Origin of the sequence: Janthinobacterium goodfellowi (assembly GCF_051380695.1) — a bacterium.
GTDB lineage: Bacteria > Pseudomonadota > Gammaproteobacteria > Burkholderiales > Burkholderiaceae_D > Janthinobacterium.
Genome location: NZ_JBNYXN010000001.1, coordinates 672,377 through 686,566 on the forward strand (window position 1 = coordinate 672,377; position 14,190 = coordinate 686,566).

Below are 14,190 nucleotides of genomic sequence, written 5' to 3' on the forward strand. Positions count from 1 at the left end.
CCCCAGTTAAACATTATTTGTTGGCAATGACCATGCGGCGCGCATCCTCGGCAATGACACGCATGGGTACGCCACGTTGTTGCAACTCCTTGTAGCGGTCCAGGCTGATGATGGCCATGTCGCGCACGCCGGCGTTGGCGTCGTTCGTCCACTGCGTGATGAAAGGCTCGATGGTCGGGATCGACAGTTCCGGCTGCTGTTTCAGGCCAAACGTGAATTCATCCCAGTAATCGACGAGGATCACGGGCCGCTGCAGGTAATACGTCAGCGACTGTTCATAGATGCCGACCGAATAGAGCTTGGTGTCGGCCGTCAGTTCGGCCTGGATCTGCGGCAGCATGTCGGTGCCTGCGCGGTTCTGGCCATACAGTTCGGAGCCGGCCAGGATGCAGTGCGTGGCCAGGAAGCCGGCGCCGGCGATCGTCAGCACGGTCATGTCGCGGCGCAGCTGGCGCGCATGCAGCAGGGCCAGGGCGCCGCCGGCCAGGGCGAAGAAGCCGGCCGCCATCAGCCATGGCTGATAGCCTTTCAGTGCGATCAGGGCGGCCGGATCGCGCGCGCTGGCCTTGCCGAAGGCGATCGGTCCGCCGATCAGGATGGCCGCGCCCAGCACGCACAGCAGGCCGGCGGCGAACAGGCGCTGGCGCCGCGATGCCGATTCCAGGTACAGCGCCACCAGCAATGCCAGCGCCGGGAAGATGGGCACGATATAGCCGGGCAGCTTCGAGGTCGAATAGCTGAAGAAGAAGAAAATGAAGATGGCCCAGACCAGCAGCATCAGGCGCGGCTGGAAGGCGCCCGGCTGGCGCTGGAAGGCGGCGGCCAGGCTTTGCGGCAGCAGGCCTATCCATGGCAGGATGCCGGGAATGAGCAGCACGAGGAAGTAGTACCAGGCGCCTTCGCGCTTGTGCCCCTTCATCAGGAAACGCTGGAAATGCTCGTGGACAAAGAAGAAATACGGCTGTTCGGGATTGCGCAGGGCGACCAGCACGAACCACGGCGTGGCGATGGCAAAGAACACCAGCAAGCCCTTGACCAGGTGCAGACGCGTCCAGATGCGCCAGTCGCGCGCGCACAGCGAATACAGCACCAGCACGGCGCCCGGCAGCACGATGCCGATCAGCCCCTTGGCCAGTACGGCCAGCGCCATGGCGGCCCAGCAGGCCAGCATCCAGTTGCGCCGCTCCATCGCCGTGGCGTCGTCGCGCTGGGCGATCAGCAGGCTGCCCAGGGTCAGGGTCATCATGCCCGACAGGCCCATGTCCAGCGAATTGATCTGGCCGGAAGCGAGCCAGAACAGGCTCGACGCCAGCACCAGGCCCGCATACAGGCCCACGCGCGGACCGAAGACTTTCTTGCCCGCATAGGCCGTCATGCACACGCCGATGATGCCGCACAGGCCAGTCCACAGGCGTGCCTGCCACTCGCCCAGGCCGAAGGCGGCGAAGGTCAGCGCATTCATCCACGTTTGCAGCGGCGGTTTTTCAAAGTACTTGATGCCGTTCAGGCGCGTGGTGATCCAGTCGCCGGTGACGAACATCTCGCGCGCCATCTCGGCATAGCGGCCCTCGTCGGGCGGCACCAGGGTACGCACGCCGAGCGCATACAGGGTGACGACGATGAAGATGCCCAGCAGGGACCACATCAGCACCCGGGACGAGTGCAGTTCGTTGACATTGATTTTCATGCGACCTTGCCTGCGGCCGGGGCCAGGATCAGGGCCAGGGTGACTTTGCGGCCTTCGCCCATGAGGATATTGTAGGTGCGGCAGGCGGCCTGGCTATCCATGCATTCGACGCCGATGCGGCGCATGGTCAGCGCGGCCGTCAGCTTCGGGTGCACGAAGCGCTGGCGCTCGCCCGTGCCGAGGATGACCACGTCGGGCGCATCGGCCAGGATCTGCGCGAAATGCGCCTCGTTCAGCTGTTCGAAACTGTCCACTTCCCACGCGCGCGGCGGTGTTTCCGGCATGACGATCAGGCTGTAGTTGTATGGCTGGGCATTGATCTCGACGCCGTTTTCGTCATAGCCGGTGACAGTCTGGTATTGTTGGGTGCTGCTGGCGTGGAGTTTCATGGCGATATCGGGGCTGGTCGTGTCGGTTGATCGGTACGCGCGCGGCCAAACTGGGTGCCGCGGCCAAGGGCGTAAGCATGCCATAAATGACAGAAAAGAGCGACTGAAAAGCAAATTTCTTTCCAAATTGCAATGTTTGGCGCCGCAGTGGCGGTGCATGCCTGCGCCATGGTAATGGCGGAAGATTAAGGGAAGATGAAGATGGCGCGCGCCTGGATTGTCGTCCCGCTGCGCCGGCGTGGCAGAATCGGCGTCAAATGCTGCAGTTCGCCATGTTTAATTTGATAAAATGGCCTGTTTTCGGCGAGAATGATTGTTTTCGCCTTGCAGTCTTTCGCATCGCAGTTTCACGGGTTCATAGTTCTGGCGCGGCGGCCACGCTGCAAGCTCAAGTCTCCGCGCCGCATCACGACAGGGATTTATTTTGCGACCGATTCAGAAATCGAATAAATTGGCGGATGTCTGCTACGACATCCGCGGCCCGGTCCTGGAAAAATCCAGGCAAATGGAAGAAGAAGGCCACAAGATCACCAAGCTCAATATCGGCAATCTGGCCGTATTCGGCTTCGATCCGCCCGACGAGATCGTGCGCGACATGATGCTCAATCTGCAGAACGCGGCCGGCTATACGGATTCGAAAGGCATGTTCGCGCCGCGCAAGGCCGTCATGCACTACACGCAAGGCAAGAACATCGCCGGCGTGACCATCGATGACATTTACCTGGGCAATGGCGCTTCCGAACTGATCGTCATGTCGATGAACGCCTTGCTCAACAGTGGCGACGAAGTGCTGGTGCCGGCGCCCGACTATCCGCTGTGGACGGCCGCCGTCAGCCTGTCGGGCGGCAATCCCGTGCATTATGTGTGCGACGAGCAGAACGAGTGGTATCCGGACATCGAGGACATGCGCCGCAAGATCACGCCGCAGACGAAGGCCATCGTCGTCATCAATCCGAACAATCCGACGGGCGCGCTGTACCCGGTTTCCGTGCTGCTGCAGATCGTCGAACTGGCGCGCCAGCATCAATTGATCATTTTCGCCGACGAGATCTACGACAAGGTGCTGTACGACGAAGCCGAGCACGTGTCGATCGCCTCGCTGGCCGACGACGTGCTGTTCATTACCATGAACGGCCTGTCGAAGAATTACCGCTCCTGCGGCTACCGTTCCGGCTGGATGGTGGTCTCGGGCGAAAAGCGTCACGCCAAAGATTACATCGAGGGCCTCAACATGCTGGCCTCGATGCGGCTATGCGCCAACGCGCCGGGGCAGTTTGCCATCCAGACGGCGTTAGGCGGCTACCAGAGCATACAAGACCTGGTGGGCCCCGGCGGGCGCCTGTTGAAACAGCGCGATCTGGCGCACAAGCTGCTGACCGATATTCCGGGCGTCACCTGTGTCAAGCCGAAGGCCGCGCTGTACATGTTCCCGCGCCTGGACCCGGAGATCTACCCGATCGCCGACGACCAGCAGTTTGCCTATGAATTACTGGCCGAAGCCAAGGTCCTGATCGTGCAGGGCACGGGCTTCAACTGGATCGCGCCCGACCATTTCCGCGTCGTCTTCCTGCCCAATTCCGATGACCTGACCGAGGCCATGGGGCGCATCGCGCGCTTCCTCGAAGGTTACCGCAAGCGTCACGGCCGGGGCTGAGCCGGCCAGCAGCAGCAATCTCGATCAACCATACCGATCAACCTGGCGCCGCCCAAGGGGGCGCCACTTATGAGCAGTCAAGCACAACTATGAAATCCATCAAGATCGGCCTGCTGGGCCTGGGCAATGTCGGGTACGGCACGTTCAGCGTCCTGAAACGCAACCAGGAAGAAATCAAGCGCCGCGCGGGCCGCGGCATCGAAGTCGTCGCCGTCGCCGTGCGCGACGTGGCGCGCGCCGAAGCGCTCGTCGCCGGCGGCTGCAAGGTCGTCAATGACCCGATGCTCATCGTCAACGATCCCGAGATCGACATCGTCGTCGAACTGATCGGCGGCTACGACCTGTCGAAAACCCTGGTGATGCAGGCCATCGCCAACGGCAAGCACGTGGTCACGGCCAACAAGGCCCTGCTGGCCGTGCACGGCAACGAAATCTTCGCCGCCGCCCAGGACAAGGGCGTGATGGTGGCCTTCGAGGCGGCCGTCGCCGGCGGCATCCCCATCATCAAGGCGTTGCGCGAAGGCTTGACGGCCAACCGCATCGAATGGATCGCCGGCATCATCAACGGCACCACCAATTTCATCCTGTCCGAAATGCGCGACAAGGGCCTCGATTTCGCCACCGTGCTGAAACAGGCGCAGGAACTCGGTTACGCGGAAGCCGACCCCACCTTCGATATCGAAGGCGTCGACGCCGCGCACAAGGCCACCATCATGTCGGCCATCGCCTTCGGCATCCCGGTGCAGTTCGACAAGGCCTACGTGGAAGGCATCAGCAACCTCAATGCCATCGACATCCGCTATGCCGAGCAGCTGGGCTACCGCATCAAGCTGCTGGGCATCACCAAGCGCGCCACCGTCAACGGCGTGGAAGGCATCGAGCTGCGCGTGCATCCGACCCTGATCCCGGCCAAGCGCCTGATCGCCAACGTGGAAGGCGCCATGAACGCGGTGCTGGTGCACGGCGACGCCGTCGGCGCCAGCCTGTACTCAGGCCGCGGCGCGGGCGCCGAGCCGACCGCCTCGTCGGTGATCGCCGACCTGGTCGACATCACGCGCCTGGCCACGGCCGATCCAGAACACCGCGTGCCGCACCTGGCGTTCCAGCCGAACGCGATGACCGATATCGCGATCTTGCCGATGTCGGAAATCACTACCAGCTACTACCTGCGCATGCACGTGGCCGACCAGCCGGGCGTGCTGGCCGACCTGACGCGCATCCTGGCCGAACGGGGCATCTCGATCGACGCCATGCTGCAAAAAGAGCCGGCCGAGGGCGAGACGCATACGGACATCATCATGCTGACGCACCAGACGCAGGAAAAGAACGTCACGGCCGCCATCGAAAAGATGGAAGCCTTGAGCAGCGTGGTGGGCAAGGTCACCAAGATCCGCCTGGAAAACCTCAGCTGATTTTTCAGCGATCCATGCAAAACGGCGCCCGCGGGCGCCGTTTTTTTATGCGTAATGTCGTCGGATTACGCCGCCGTACCGACGGGGCCCACGTCCATGCCGTCATAGCTGGCCAGCTGGTTGTCCTGCGCAAATGCCATCAGTTCGCCATTGCGCGCGTGCAGGCTGTCGACGCCATGCACTTCGGCCTTTTCCACGTGCAGCACCCACACGGGGGCGGCGGCCGGGTCGTCGAGTTCCGGCTGGTACAGTTCCACGGGGCGGTAGCCCTGCAGCGCCAGCAGGGTGGCGGCCTGTTCCAGCGGTTCGGACGTGGGGTTGGTGAAGTAATAGCCCCACAGCAGCGGCTGGGACAGGTCCCACGGCGCGTTCTCGGCGATATTGGCAAACAGTTCGGTTACGTCTTCTTTGGTCATCATGGCAGTGGGCCTTCATTAAAATCTCAGGGCGCGATCTTAGCATCGACTGGCGCCGGGGCGAAATACACGCCGACTTTCAGCCCATGTCCATTCGCCGCCGTGGCCAGTTCCAGCCGCGCGCCGTGCAGGGCGGCGATGTCGCGCACGATGGCCAGGCCCAGGCCGGCGCCGCCCGGGTTGCTCTCGAGCGCCGTGCCGACGCGGTAGAACGGCGTGAATACCCGTTCGCGCTCGGCCGGCGGGATGCCCTTGCCGCTGTCCTCCACCTCCAGCACGGCGCCGTGTTCGTGCCCTGGCTGCGCCGCGCGCACGCGCAGGATCACGCTGCCGCCCTGCGGCGTGTAGCGCAGGGCATTGTCGACCAGGTTGGCCACCAGTTCATGCAGCAGCAGGGCCTGGCCATGCACGGGCGCCTCGTCGGGCGCTTCCAGCGACAGGTCGATACGCTTGCCGACGGCGGCCATGGCCATTTCCAGTCCCACCTGCTGCGCCACGTCGCGCAGCGCGACGGTGTCCATGGCCAGGCTGTCGCCGCCATGCTCGATGCGCGCCAGGGTCAGCAGGCGGTTGGCCAGCAGCACGGTCGAATCGGTGGTGGCGGCGATCGAACGCACGATGTCGCGCAGGGCGGCGATGTCCGGCGGCGCGCCCGTCTGGCGGTCGCACTCGCGCATGGCCATTTCTGCCTGGGTTTTCAGTACCGTCAACGGCGTGCGCAGCTGGTGCGAGGCGTCCGCGATGAAGCGGCGCTGGCTGGCGATCAGCTGCTGCAGGCGCGACATGGAGCCGTTCATGGCGCTCACCAGCGGACGCATTTCCTTGTGCACCAAGGTGGGGTCGACGTCGGACAGGTCGGACAGGGCGCGCGTCTCGACCTCCGTTTTCAGCCGCATCAGCGGCTGCAGCACCAGGCGCACGGCAAACCACACGAGCGCACCCATCACCAGTATCATCGCTGCCTGCCAGCTCAGGGTATCGAACAGGATCTGGTTCGACAGGCCGCGCCGTGCGTCCAGCGTTTCGGCCACCTGGATCAGGGCGATGCCGCGCATCGAGTCGTCATACACGGGCTGCAGCAGGGCGGCGATGCGGATCGGCTTGCCGTGGTAGTCGGCGTGGTAGAAGCGCACCAGTGCCGGATAATTCTGCGAACGGGGCACGTTTTTCGGCACGGGCGGCAGGTCGCCATAGCCCGACACCAGTTCGCCGTTGATGCCCGTGACCTTGTAGTAGATGCGGCCCAGGGTGTCGGTCTCGAAGCTGTCGAGCGCCACGTAAGGCACTTCGGCCACGACCTTGCCGTTGACGATGGAGACGCGTTCGGCCAGTGCCCGCGTCGACGCCAGCAGCGAGCGGTCGTAGGCCATGTCGGCCGCGTCGAGCGCGTTGCGGTAGACAAAAACGGCATCGAGCAGCACCAGCATCACCAGCGGGATGAGCAGCCAGCGCAGCAGCTGGCTGCGCAGGCTGCCCAGCGGCCGGCCCTGCGCCCAGCGCCGGCGCAGGCGCTCGAACAGGGGCAGGCGCGGCGTGACAGCGCTCATTTTGGCGTGGCCGGCGCCATCGCGCTGCGCGGCTGCAGCAGGTAGCCGATGCCGCGCAGGGTGGTGATGACGGCGCCGTCGGGCGAGCCGCTTTCCACGCCGCTTTCCAGTTTCTTGCGTACGCGGTGGATATACAGTTCGATGGCGTCCAGGTTGGCGTCGTCGGCCAGCGCGAAGACTTCGTCGAACAGCTTTTCCTTCGACACGGCGCGCCCCGAGCGCGTGATCAGCGCCTCGAGCACGGCGTGTTCGCGCGGCGTCAGGGCCAGCGCCGCGCCGCCATAGCTGAACATGCGTGTGACGGTGTCGAAACTGAGCGCGCCGCAGGTGTGCACCAGCGCTTCGTTGCCCTGGCTGCGGCGCAGCAGGGCTTTCACGCGCGCTTCCAGTTCGGCCAGTTCGAACGGCTTGGCCATGTAGTCGTCCGCCCCCAGGTTCAGGCCCTGCACTTTTTCATCGAGGCCGCCGCGCGCCGTGAGTATCATGACGGGAGTCTTGCCGCGCGTGCCGCCGCGCGCGCGCAGGCGGCGCAGCACGTCCAGGCCGTCCATCTTCGGCAGGGTCAGGTCGAGCAGCACCAAAGAATATTCCTGCGTATGCAGCAGGGCGTCGGCATCGGCGCCGTTGTGGGCCGTCTCCACCGTCAGGTGCGCGTCGCGCAGGGCCTTTGCCAGCCAGTGCGACAGCTCCAGATGGTCTTCCACTAATAATATGCGCATGGTCTCCGCCATTCGTTTGAAACGATACAGTGTAAGCCTGCCGGCGCCGCGCCGACAGGGGCGGGGATGAATATGTTCGTTCCCCTTGTGGCTGTCCGGCGACACCTGTCATTCTGAAAGCGAATTGAAAGGATCGCGATCATATAGTGTGATCCTGATTCATGAAATTGATCAGGCATATCACTAATAACTATATCTAAGGGAGACACTCTACATGAAGAAAACTGCATTCTCGCTGGCCGCCATGGCGGTACTCGCCGCTGCCGGCAGCGCCCACGCCCAATCCAACGTCACCCTGTACGGCCGCCTGGACGCCGGCATCAGCAACACCAGCAACGCGGGTCCGAACAAAAGCTCGATGACGCAGGTGAGCTCCGGCGGCATGAACACGTCGCGCTGGGGCATCCTGGGCAGCGAAGACCTGGGCGGCGGCCTGAAAGCCGTCTTCAATCTGGAAGGCGGCATCCTGGTCGACACGGGCGCGGCCGATGGCGCGCTGTTCAAGCGCCAGGCCAACGTGGGCCTGGAAGGCGCGTTCGGCCGCGTCGTGCTGGGACGCTCGTTCACTACCGTGTACGACTTCGTGCTGCCGTTCGATCCGATGGCCTATGCTCCATTCTACTCGTGGGCCACCTCGGCCAACGCGACGGGCCCGAGCAAATACGGCATGACGACGGCCTTCGACAACATGGTCAAGTACTCTGGCAAGACGGGGGGCTTCAGCTACGGCGCATCGTACGGCTTCGGCGAACAGTCGACGGGCAATTCGGACAGCGCCAAGCTGTCGACCGCCGTCACCTATACGACGGGTCCCGTCAGCCTGCTGGCCACGTATGAACAGGTGAACGGCAATGCCATCGCCGGCGGCGCGCGCGACAAGACCACCGTGTACCACCTGGGCGCCATGTATGACGACGGCCCGTGGAAAGTGCAGGCGGCGGCGCGCGACTACAAGCTCGATCCGGCTGCAGCCGGCAAGGCCGACGTGCGCGGCACCCTGTACTGGGGCGGCGTCAGCTACAAGACCACGCCGGTCATCACCCTGACGGGCGTGATCTACTATCAGGACGTGAAAAACGTGGCCGCCAACCTCGATGCCGATCCGATCATGTACGTGGCGCGCGTGCGCTATGCCCTGTCCAAGCGCACCGACCTGTACGTGGCGGGTGCCTACGCCAAGGCCAAGCACAACCAGCTGGTCAGCCTGTCGCGCGACGATGCCGGTTTCGGCGACACCCAGCGCGGCGTGATCGCCGGCATCCAGCACCGCTTCTAAGGCATGACGATGCTGCGCTCCCTGTTCCTGCCGCTGCTGTGCCTGTTGCCCGCCCTTGCGGCGGCGTCGGCATCGGCCGAGTGCGTGGTGCCGTCCAAGCCGGGCGGCGCCATGGACCTGACCTGCAAGCTGGCGAAAAAAGGCCTGGCGCAGGAGAGCGTGGCTGGTAGCGTGGCAAATGCGATGCGCATCAGCTATCTGCCCGGCGGCATCGGCGCCGTGGCCTGGCACTCGATGGGCTCGCAGCGCCGCCGCGCGGAGCCGAACACCCTGGTGGCCTTTTCGGGCGGTTCGCTGCTCAATCTGGCGCAGGGCAAGTTCGGCAACGCCAAGGCGGGCGACGTGCGCTGGGTGGCGGCGCTGGGCGCCGACTACGGCATGATCGCCGTGCGCAGCGATTCGCCCTACAAGACGCTGGGTGACCTGATCGCGGCATTGCGCCAGCATCCTGACAAGGTATTGATCGGCGTCTCCGGCACCATCGGCAGCCAGGACTGGCTGAAGATGGCGCTGGTGGCGCGCCATGCCGGCATCGACCCGAAAGTACTGCGCTTCGTCGCGCTCGAAGGCGGCGGCGAAGTGTTTACGGCGATGCAGGCCGATTACGTGCAGGTGGTGTCGGGCGATACGTCCGAAGCCACCCTGAACGCCAGCGCCAATCACGCCCGTGTGCTGGCGGTGCTGTCGGAAAAACGCCTGCCGGGCGTGCTGGCCGGCGTGCCGACGGCGCGTGAGCAGGGGATCGACGTGGTCTGGCCCATCATCCGCGGCGTGTGGATGGGGCCGCAGGTGCCGGAGGCGGACTACCAGCGCTGGGTGGCCACCTTTGACCGCGCCATGGCCACGCCGCAGTTCGCCGAATGGCGCGCGCAGGCAGGCCTGTACCCGTTCGCGCTGACGGGGCCGAAGCTGACGGCGTATGTCAGGAAGGCGGTCGACGAGTATGCGCGGCAGGCCACCGAGCTCGGATTAATGCGCTGAACGGCGTCACATTTAAAAAATATCTATTTCACAGACGGAGACAACCCCATGCAAACCAAGACCCTGCTTCAAGTCGCCCTTGCCACCGCGTTTGCCAGCCTGGCCGGCGCCGCCTTCGCGCAAGTGCCAGCCGGCTATCCGGCCGACTACCAGAAGATCATCGACGCGGCCAAGAAGGAAGGCAAGCTGGTAATTTACAGCGCGACCGACAGCAAGGCGGCCGCGCCCCTGATCAAGGATTTCAGCGCCTTGTATCCGGGCATCTCGGTCGAATACAACGACATGAATTCGACGGAAGTATATAACCGCTTCATTTCCGAAGTGGCCGCCGGCGGCAACACGGCCGACGTGATGTGGTCGTCGGCGATGGACCTGCAGATGCGCCTGGCCTCCGACGGCTACGCTCTGAAATACAAGTCGGTCGAAGCGGCGAAGATTCCCGGCTGGGCCATGTGGGACGACCAGGCTTACGGCACCACGTTCGAGCCGGCCGCCATCGTCTACAACAAGCGTTTGCTCGATCCTAAGGAAGTGCCGAAGAACCATGACGACTTTGTCAAGCTGATCGCCACGCCGAAATTCAAGGACAAGGTCACCACCTACGACATCGAAAAGTCGGGCGTCGGCTTCATGTTCATGGCGCAGGATGCGAAGGAATATCCGCAGTTCCTGGCCCTGCAAAACGCCTTCGGCACGGCCAAGGTGCGTGTGCAGTCGTCGACGGGCACCATGATGGAGCGCATTTCGTCGGGTGAAAACCTGATCGGCTACAACGTGCTCGGTTCCTATGCCCTGGTGCGCGCCAAGACCGACCCGTCGATCGGCGTGGTGCTGCCCAAGGATTACACGCTGATCCTGTCGCGCGTGCAGTTCATCAACAAGAATGCGAAGAACGTCAACGCCAGCAAGCTGTGGCTCGATTACATCCTGTCGCACCGCGGCCAGACCATCATCGCCAACGGCGCCAAGCTGTTCGCCATCCGCGCCGACGTCACGGGCGAAACGACATCGGCTGAACTGATCAAGGAAATCGGCGCGGCCAACGTCAAGCCGATTCCCGTGCATCCGATCATCCTGCAATTTTTGGGACCTGCCAAGCGCATGGCGTTCCTGAAGCAGTGGAAAGAGACCGCCGGCAAGAAGTAAAAATAGCCAATGCCGTCTTGGCCGCCCGCGAGCCTGGCTTGCGGGCGCACGCCGCACCCTTCATTCATTGGATTCATCATGCAAACTGCTATCTTGCCGCTGCCCGCACGGTCGCGCTCTCCCTTGTCGCGTCTGAACTGGCCGCGCGGCGTGGTCGTGGCGATCACGCTGGTCGCCATCTTCCTGCCGCTGTTCCTGATTTTTTACCAGAGCTTTTTGAACGCGCCGTTTTTCATGCCCGTGCGCGAATTTGGCTTTGATTCCTACCGTTTCATCTTCGATGATCCCGATTTCGCCATGGCCTTCAAGAATGGCCTGATGCTGGCCTTCGGCCTGACCGTCATCGCCGTGCCGCTGGGCGGCATGCTGGCCTTTTTGATGGTGCGCACGGACCTGCCTGGCCGCGGCTGGGTGGCGCCCATGCTGCTGGTGCCCATTTTTGTCTCGCCGATGGTGATGGGCTTCGGCTACGTCGTTTCGATGGGCCCCGTGGGCTTCTACTCGATCTGGGCCAAGGAGCTGCTCGGCTTCGTGCCCTGGAATATTTACTCCTTCACCAGCATCGTCATCATCGCCGGCCTGACGCACGTGCCGCACGTCTACCTGTACGCCTCCTCGGCCCTGAAAAGCCTGGGCTCGGACGTCGAGGAGGCAGCCCGCGTGGCCGGCGCCTCGCCGATCCAGGTGATGCTCAACGTGTCGCTGCCGATGATCATGCCAGCGCTGGCGTATGCGGGCGTGCTGGTGTTCTTCCTCGGCTTCGAAGTGTTCGGCCTGGTGCTGGTGCTCGGCGATCCGGAAGGCCATCTGGTGCTGCCGACCTATCTGTACAAGCTGACGAACAAGCTCGGTACGCCGTCGTACCACCTGATGGCCGCCGTCGCCGTCTGCCTGGTGATGGTGACCATGCCGCTGGTGATGATACAGCGCTGGCTGCTCAAGTCGGCCAACAAGTATGTGTCGATCAAGGGCAAGGGCGCGCGCAGCAAGGCCATGCCGCTGGGCCGCTGGAAGTGGCTGGCGTTCGCCTTGCTGGCCGGCTGGCTGATCTTCACCATCATCCTGCCTTTGAGCGGCATCGTGCTGCGCTCCTTCGTGCAGTACTGGGGCGAGGGCGTGCACCTGGCCGATGTATTGACCTTGCAGCATTTCCGCGACATTTTCGACCAGCCGTCGCTGGTGCGCGGCATCGTCAACACCATCCTGATCGGCGTCGTCGGCGGCGCGCTGGCCGTGGCCTGCTACAGCTTCATCGCGCTGGCCATGCACCGCAAGCAGGACGGCATCACGCGCCTGCTCGATTACAGCGTGCTGGTGCCGCGCGCCGTGCCGGGCCTGCTGGCCGGCCTGTCATTCCTGTGGGTGTTCCTGTTCGTGCCGGCCTGGCTCGACGGCATATTGAAAGGCATGGACAACGGCGTGGCCCTGTGGCTGAGCGGTCATGTGATCCCCGTGCTGCGTGAAGTGCGCTCGACCATCTTCGCCTTGTGGCTCGCGTATTCGGTGGTGTGGATGGCCTACGGCATGCGCCTGATTTCCACGGCGCTGCTGCAGGTGGGACCGGAACTGGAAGAGGCAGCGCGCGCCGTCGGCGCCAGCCGCGGCCAGGTGACGCGCGACGTGACCCTGCCGCTGATCAAATACGGCTTGCTGGGCGCCTGGCTGATGGTGTTCCTGATCTTCGAGCGCGAATATTCGACGGGCGTGTACCTGCTCTCGCCGGGCACGGAAGTGATCGGCGCCATGCTGGTATCGCTGTGGGCAGGCGGCTCGACCGACCTGGTGGCGGCGCTGTCCTTCATCAATATCACCCTGGTGGCCATCGGCCTGGGCATCGCGCTGCGCTTCGGCGTGAAGTTGCATAACTAATTAGAAACTGAGACCACATCATGAATGAATTGACCGTCAATGAATTGCACCTGGACTATGGCACGGGCGCTGCCGCCAACCAGATCCTGAAGGGTGTCTCGATGCACCTGAAAAAAGGCGAAGTGGTCGCCCTGCTGGGGCCTTCGGGCAGCGGCAAGACCACCTTGCTGCGCGCCGTTGCGGGGCTGGAAAGCCCGAAGGCGGGCACGATCCAGATCGGCGAGCGCAATGTCTTCGACGGCGCGCAGCACTTCGAGATGCCGGCCGAGCATCGCAACCTGGGACTGGTGTTCCAGTCGTATGCGCTGTGGCCGCACAAGACCGTGTTCGACAACGTCGCCTATGGCCTCAAATTGCGCAAGATGGGCAGCACGGAGATCGCCGCGCGCATCAAGGAAGTGTTGACGCAGCTGGGCCTGGGGCACCTGGGCGAACGCTATCCGCATCAGCTGTCCGGCGGCCAGCAGCAGCGCGTGGCGATCGCCCGTGCGCTGGTGTACAACCCGCCCGTGATCCTGCTCGACGAACCGCTGTCGAACCTGGACGCCAAGCTGCGCGAAGAAGCGCGCGCCTTCCTGCGCGAGCTGATCGTGCGCCTGGGCCTGTCCGCGCTGATGGTGACGCATGACCAGGGCGAGGCGATGGCCATTTCCGACCGCATCCTGCTGCTCAATAACGGCAAGATCGAGCAGCAGGGCACGCCGCAAAGCATGTATGAAACGCCGGACACCCTGTTTACGGCCGAATTCATGGGCAGTAACAACCGCCTGCCCGGCAAGGTGGTGCAGCGCGAGGGCCAGCACGTGCGCCTGCTGGTCGATGGCGCCTCCATGCAGGGCGTGGCGCGCGGCGCCAACGTGGGCACGGAAGTGACGACGATGATACGCGTCGAAGAGGTGAAGATCAGCGCCACGCAGGTGGACAACGCCATCGAGCTGCCGCTGCTGACCTGCATGTACCTGGGCGACCGCTGGGAATGCCTGTTCGAGCGCGGCGGCGCCGAGAACATCAGCCTGCGCGCGTATTCGCGCCACAAGCTCGAAGCGGGCAAGTACTGGCTGCACATGCCGGCAGATAAGCTCTGGGTGTTTTAA

Annotated in this window: 12 protein-coding genes; 7 read left to right on the plus strand and 5 right to left on the minus strand. The window is 63.7% G+C overall.

The window, feature by feature from the left end; all coding sequences use genetic code 11:
- Nucleotides 1-13 precede the first annotated feature (13 nt).
- Entirely contained in the window at nucleotides 14-1,687 is a 1,674-nt protein-coding gene (locus tag ACQ4WQ_RS03030) for a glycosyltransferase family 39 protein (protein WP_436494582.1), read from the minus strand.
- Nucleotides 1,684-2,076 carry an Mth938-like domain-containing protein gene (locus ACQ4WQ_RS03035; RefSeq protein ID WP_326456823.1) on the minus strand — a complete coding sequence of 131 codons (393 nt, stop codon included), beginning with the start codon at nucleotides 2,074-2,076 and terminating at the stop codon, nucleotides 1,684-1,686. The genes ACQ4WQ_RS03030 and ACQ4WQ_RS03035 overlap by 4 nt, the downstream gene beginning before the upstream one ends.
- A 424-nt stretch (nucleotides 2,077-2,500) precedes the next feature.
- Here ACQ4WQ_RS03035 and ACQ4WQ_RS03040 point away from each other — a divergent pair, with 424 nt between their 5' ends.
- Together ACQ4WQ_RS03040 and ACQ4WQ_RS03045 are read left to right on the plus strand one after the other, a co-directional pair.
- Entirely contained in the window at nucleotides 2,501-3,730 is a 1,230-nt protein-coding gene (locus tag ACQ4WQ_RS03040; RefSeq protein WP_034750427.1) for a pyridoxal phosphate-dependent aminotransferase, read from the plus strand.
- An 89-nt stretch (nucleotides 3,731-3,819) separates the two neighbouring features.
- Nucleotides 3,820-5,142, plus strand: coding sequence for a homoserine dehydrogenase (locus tag ACQ4WQ_RS03045; RefSeq protein ID WP_436494584.1), 1,323 nt, complete (start codon nucleotides 3,820-3,822; stop codon nucleotides 5,140-5,142).
- A gap of 65 nt (nucleotides 5,143-5,207) precedes the next feature.
- On the opposite strand, the gene ACQ4WQ_RS03050 is transcribed toward ACQ4WQ_RS03045, so the two are convergent.
- From ACQ4WQ_RS03050 to ACQ4WQ_RS03060, 3 genes are read right to left on the minus strand one after another with little or no spacing between them, the layout of a single operon-like run.
- Complete coding sequence (locus ACQ4WQ_RS03050) at nucleotides 5,208-5,561, minus strand: ribonuclease E inhibitor RraB (RefSeq protein ID WP_298408628.1); 354 nt, start codon at nucleotides 5,559-5,561, stop codon at nucleotides 5,208-5,210.
- A 23-nt stretch (nucleotides 5,562-5,584) separates the two neighbouring features.
- Nucleotides 5,585-7,105 (minus strand): sensor histidine kinase N-terminal domain-containing protein, encoded by a 1,521-nt coding sequence (locus tag ACQ4WQ_RS03055; protein ID WP_436494586.1) that lies wholly within the window; start codon nucleotides 7,103-7,105, stop codon nucleotides 5,585-5,587.
- Entirely contained in the window at nucleotides 7,102-7,824 is a 723-nt protein-coding gene (locus ACQ4WQ_RS03060) for a response regulator (protein ID WP_436494588.1), read from the minus strand. The genes ACQ4WQ_RS03055 and ACQ4WQ_RS03060 overlap by 4 nt, the downstream gene beginning before the upstream one ends.
- 214 nt (nucleotides 7,825-8,038) lie before the next feature.
- Here ACQ4WQ_RS03060 and ACQ4WQ_RS03065 point away from each other — a divergent pair, with 214 nt between their 5' ends.
- From ACQ4WQ_RS03065 to ACQ4WQ_RS03085, 5 genes are all read left to right on the plus strand, one after another.
- A complete protein-coding gene (locus tag ACQ4WQ_RS03065; RefSeq protein ID WP_326456817.1) occupies nucleotides 8,039-9,100 on the plus strand; it encodes a porin in 1,062 nt (353 codons plus the stop codon).
- Between the two features lie 3 nt (nucleotides 9,101-9,103).
- Entirely contained in the window at nucleotides 9,104-10,081 is a 978-nt protein-coding gene (locus ACQ4WQ_RS03070; RefSeq protein ID WP_436494590.1) for a Bug family tripartite tricarboxylate transporter substrate binding protein, read from the plus strand.
- A gap of 48 nt (nucleotides 10,082-10,129) precedes the next feature.
- Nucleotides 10,130-11,227, plus strand: a complete 1,098-nt coding sequence (locus tag ACQ4WQ_RS03075; protein WP_326456815.1) for an ABC transporter substrate-binding protein — start codon at nucleotides 10,130-10,132, stop codon at nucleotides 11,225-11,227.
- A gap of 78 nt (nucleotides 11,228-11,305) precedes the next feature.
- On the plus strand, nucleotides 11,306-13,096 hold the full coding sequence (locus ACQ4WQ_RS03080; protein WP_326456814.1) for an ABC transporter permease: 1,791 nt from the start codon (nucleotides 11,306-11,308) through the stop codon (nucleotides 13,094-13,096).
- A gap of 20 nt (nucleotides 13,097-13,116) precedes the next feature.
- On the plus strand, nucleotides 13,117-14,190 hold the full coding sequence (locus ACQ4WQ_RS03085; RefSeq protein ID WP_326456813.1) for an ABC transporter ATP-binding protein: 1,074 nt from the start codon (nucleotides 13,117-13,119) through the stop codon (nucleotides 14,188-14,190).

Excerpts from the sequence above, each read along its gene's own strand:
- ACQ4WQ_RS03030 (WP_436494582.1), bottom strand. The coding sequence starts at position 1,687 with ATGAAAATCAATGTCAACGAACTGCACTCGTCCCGGGTGCTGATGTGG.
- ACQ4WQ_RS03035 (WP_326456823.1), bottom strand. The coding sequence starts at position 2,076 with ATGAAACTCCACGCCAGCAGCACCCAACAATACCAGACTGTCACCGGC.
- ACQ4WQ_RS03045 (WP_436494584.1), top strand. The coding sequence starts at position 3,820 with ATGAAATCCATCAAGATCGGCCTGCTGGGCCTGGGCAATGTCGGGTAC.
- ACQ4WQ_RS03050 (WP_298408628.1), bottom strand. The coding sequence starts at position 5,561 with ATGATGACCAAAGAAGACGTAACCGAACTGTTTGCCAATATCGCCGAG.
- ACQ4WQ_RS03055 (WP_436494586.1), bottom strand. The coding sequence starts at position 7,105 with ATGAGCGCTGTCACGCCGCGCCTGCCCCTGTTCGAGCGCCTGCGCCGG.
- ACQ4WQ_RS03060 (WP_436494588.1), bottom strand. The coding sequence starts at position 7,824 with ATGCGCATATTATTAGTGGAAGACCATCTGGAGCTGTCGCACTGGCTG.
- ACQ4WQ_RS03065 (WP_326456817.1), top strand. The coding sequence starts at position 8,039 with ATGAAGAAAACTGCATTCTCGCTGGCCGCCATGGCGGTACTCGCCGCT.
- ACQ4WQ_RS03070 (WP_436494590.1), top strand. The coding sequence starts at position 9,104 with ATGACGATGCTGCGCTCCCTGTTCCTGCCGCTGCTGTGCCTGTTGCCC.
- ACQ4WQ_RS03075 (WP_326456815.1), top strand. The coding sequence starts at position 10,130 with ATGCAAACCAAGACCCTGCTTCAAGTCGCCCTTGCCACCGCGTTTGCC.
- ACQ4WQ_RS03080 (WP_326456814.1), top strand. The coding sequence starts at position 11,306 with ATGCAAACTGCTATCTTGCCGCTGCCCGCACGGTCGCGCTCTCCCTTG.
- ACQ4WQ_RS03085 (WP_326456813.1), top strand. The coding sequence starts at position 13,117 with ATGAATGAATTGACCGTCAATGAATTGCACCTGGACTATGGCACGGGC.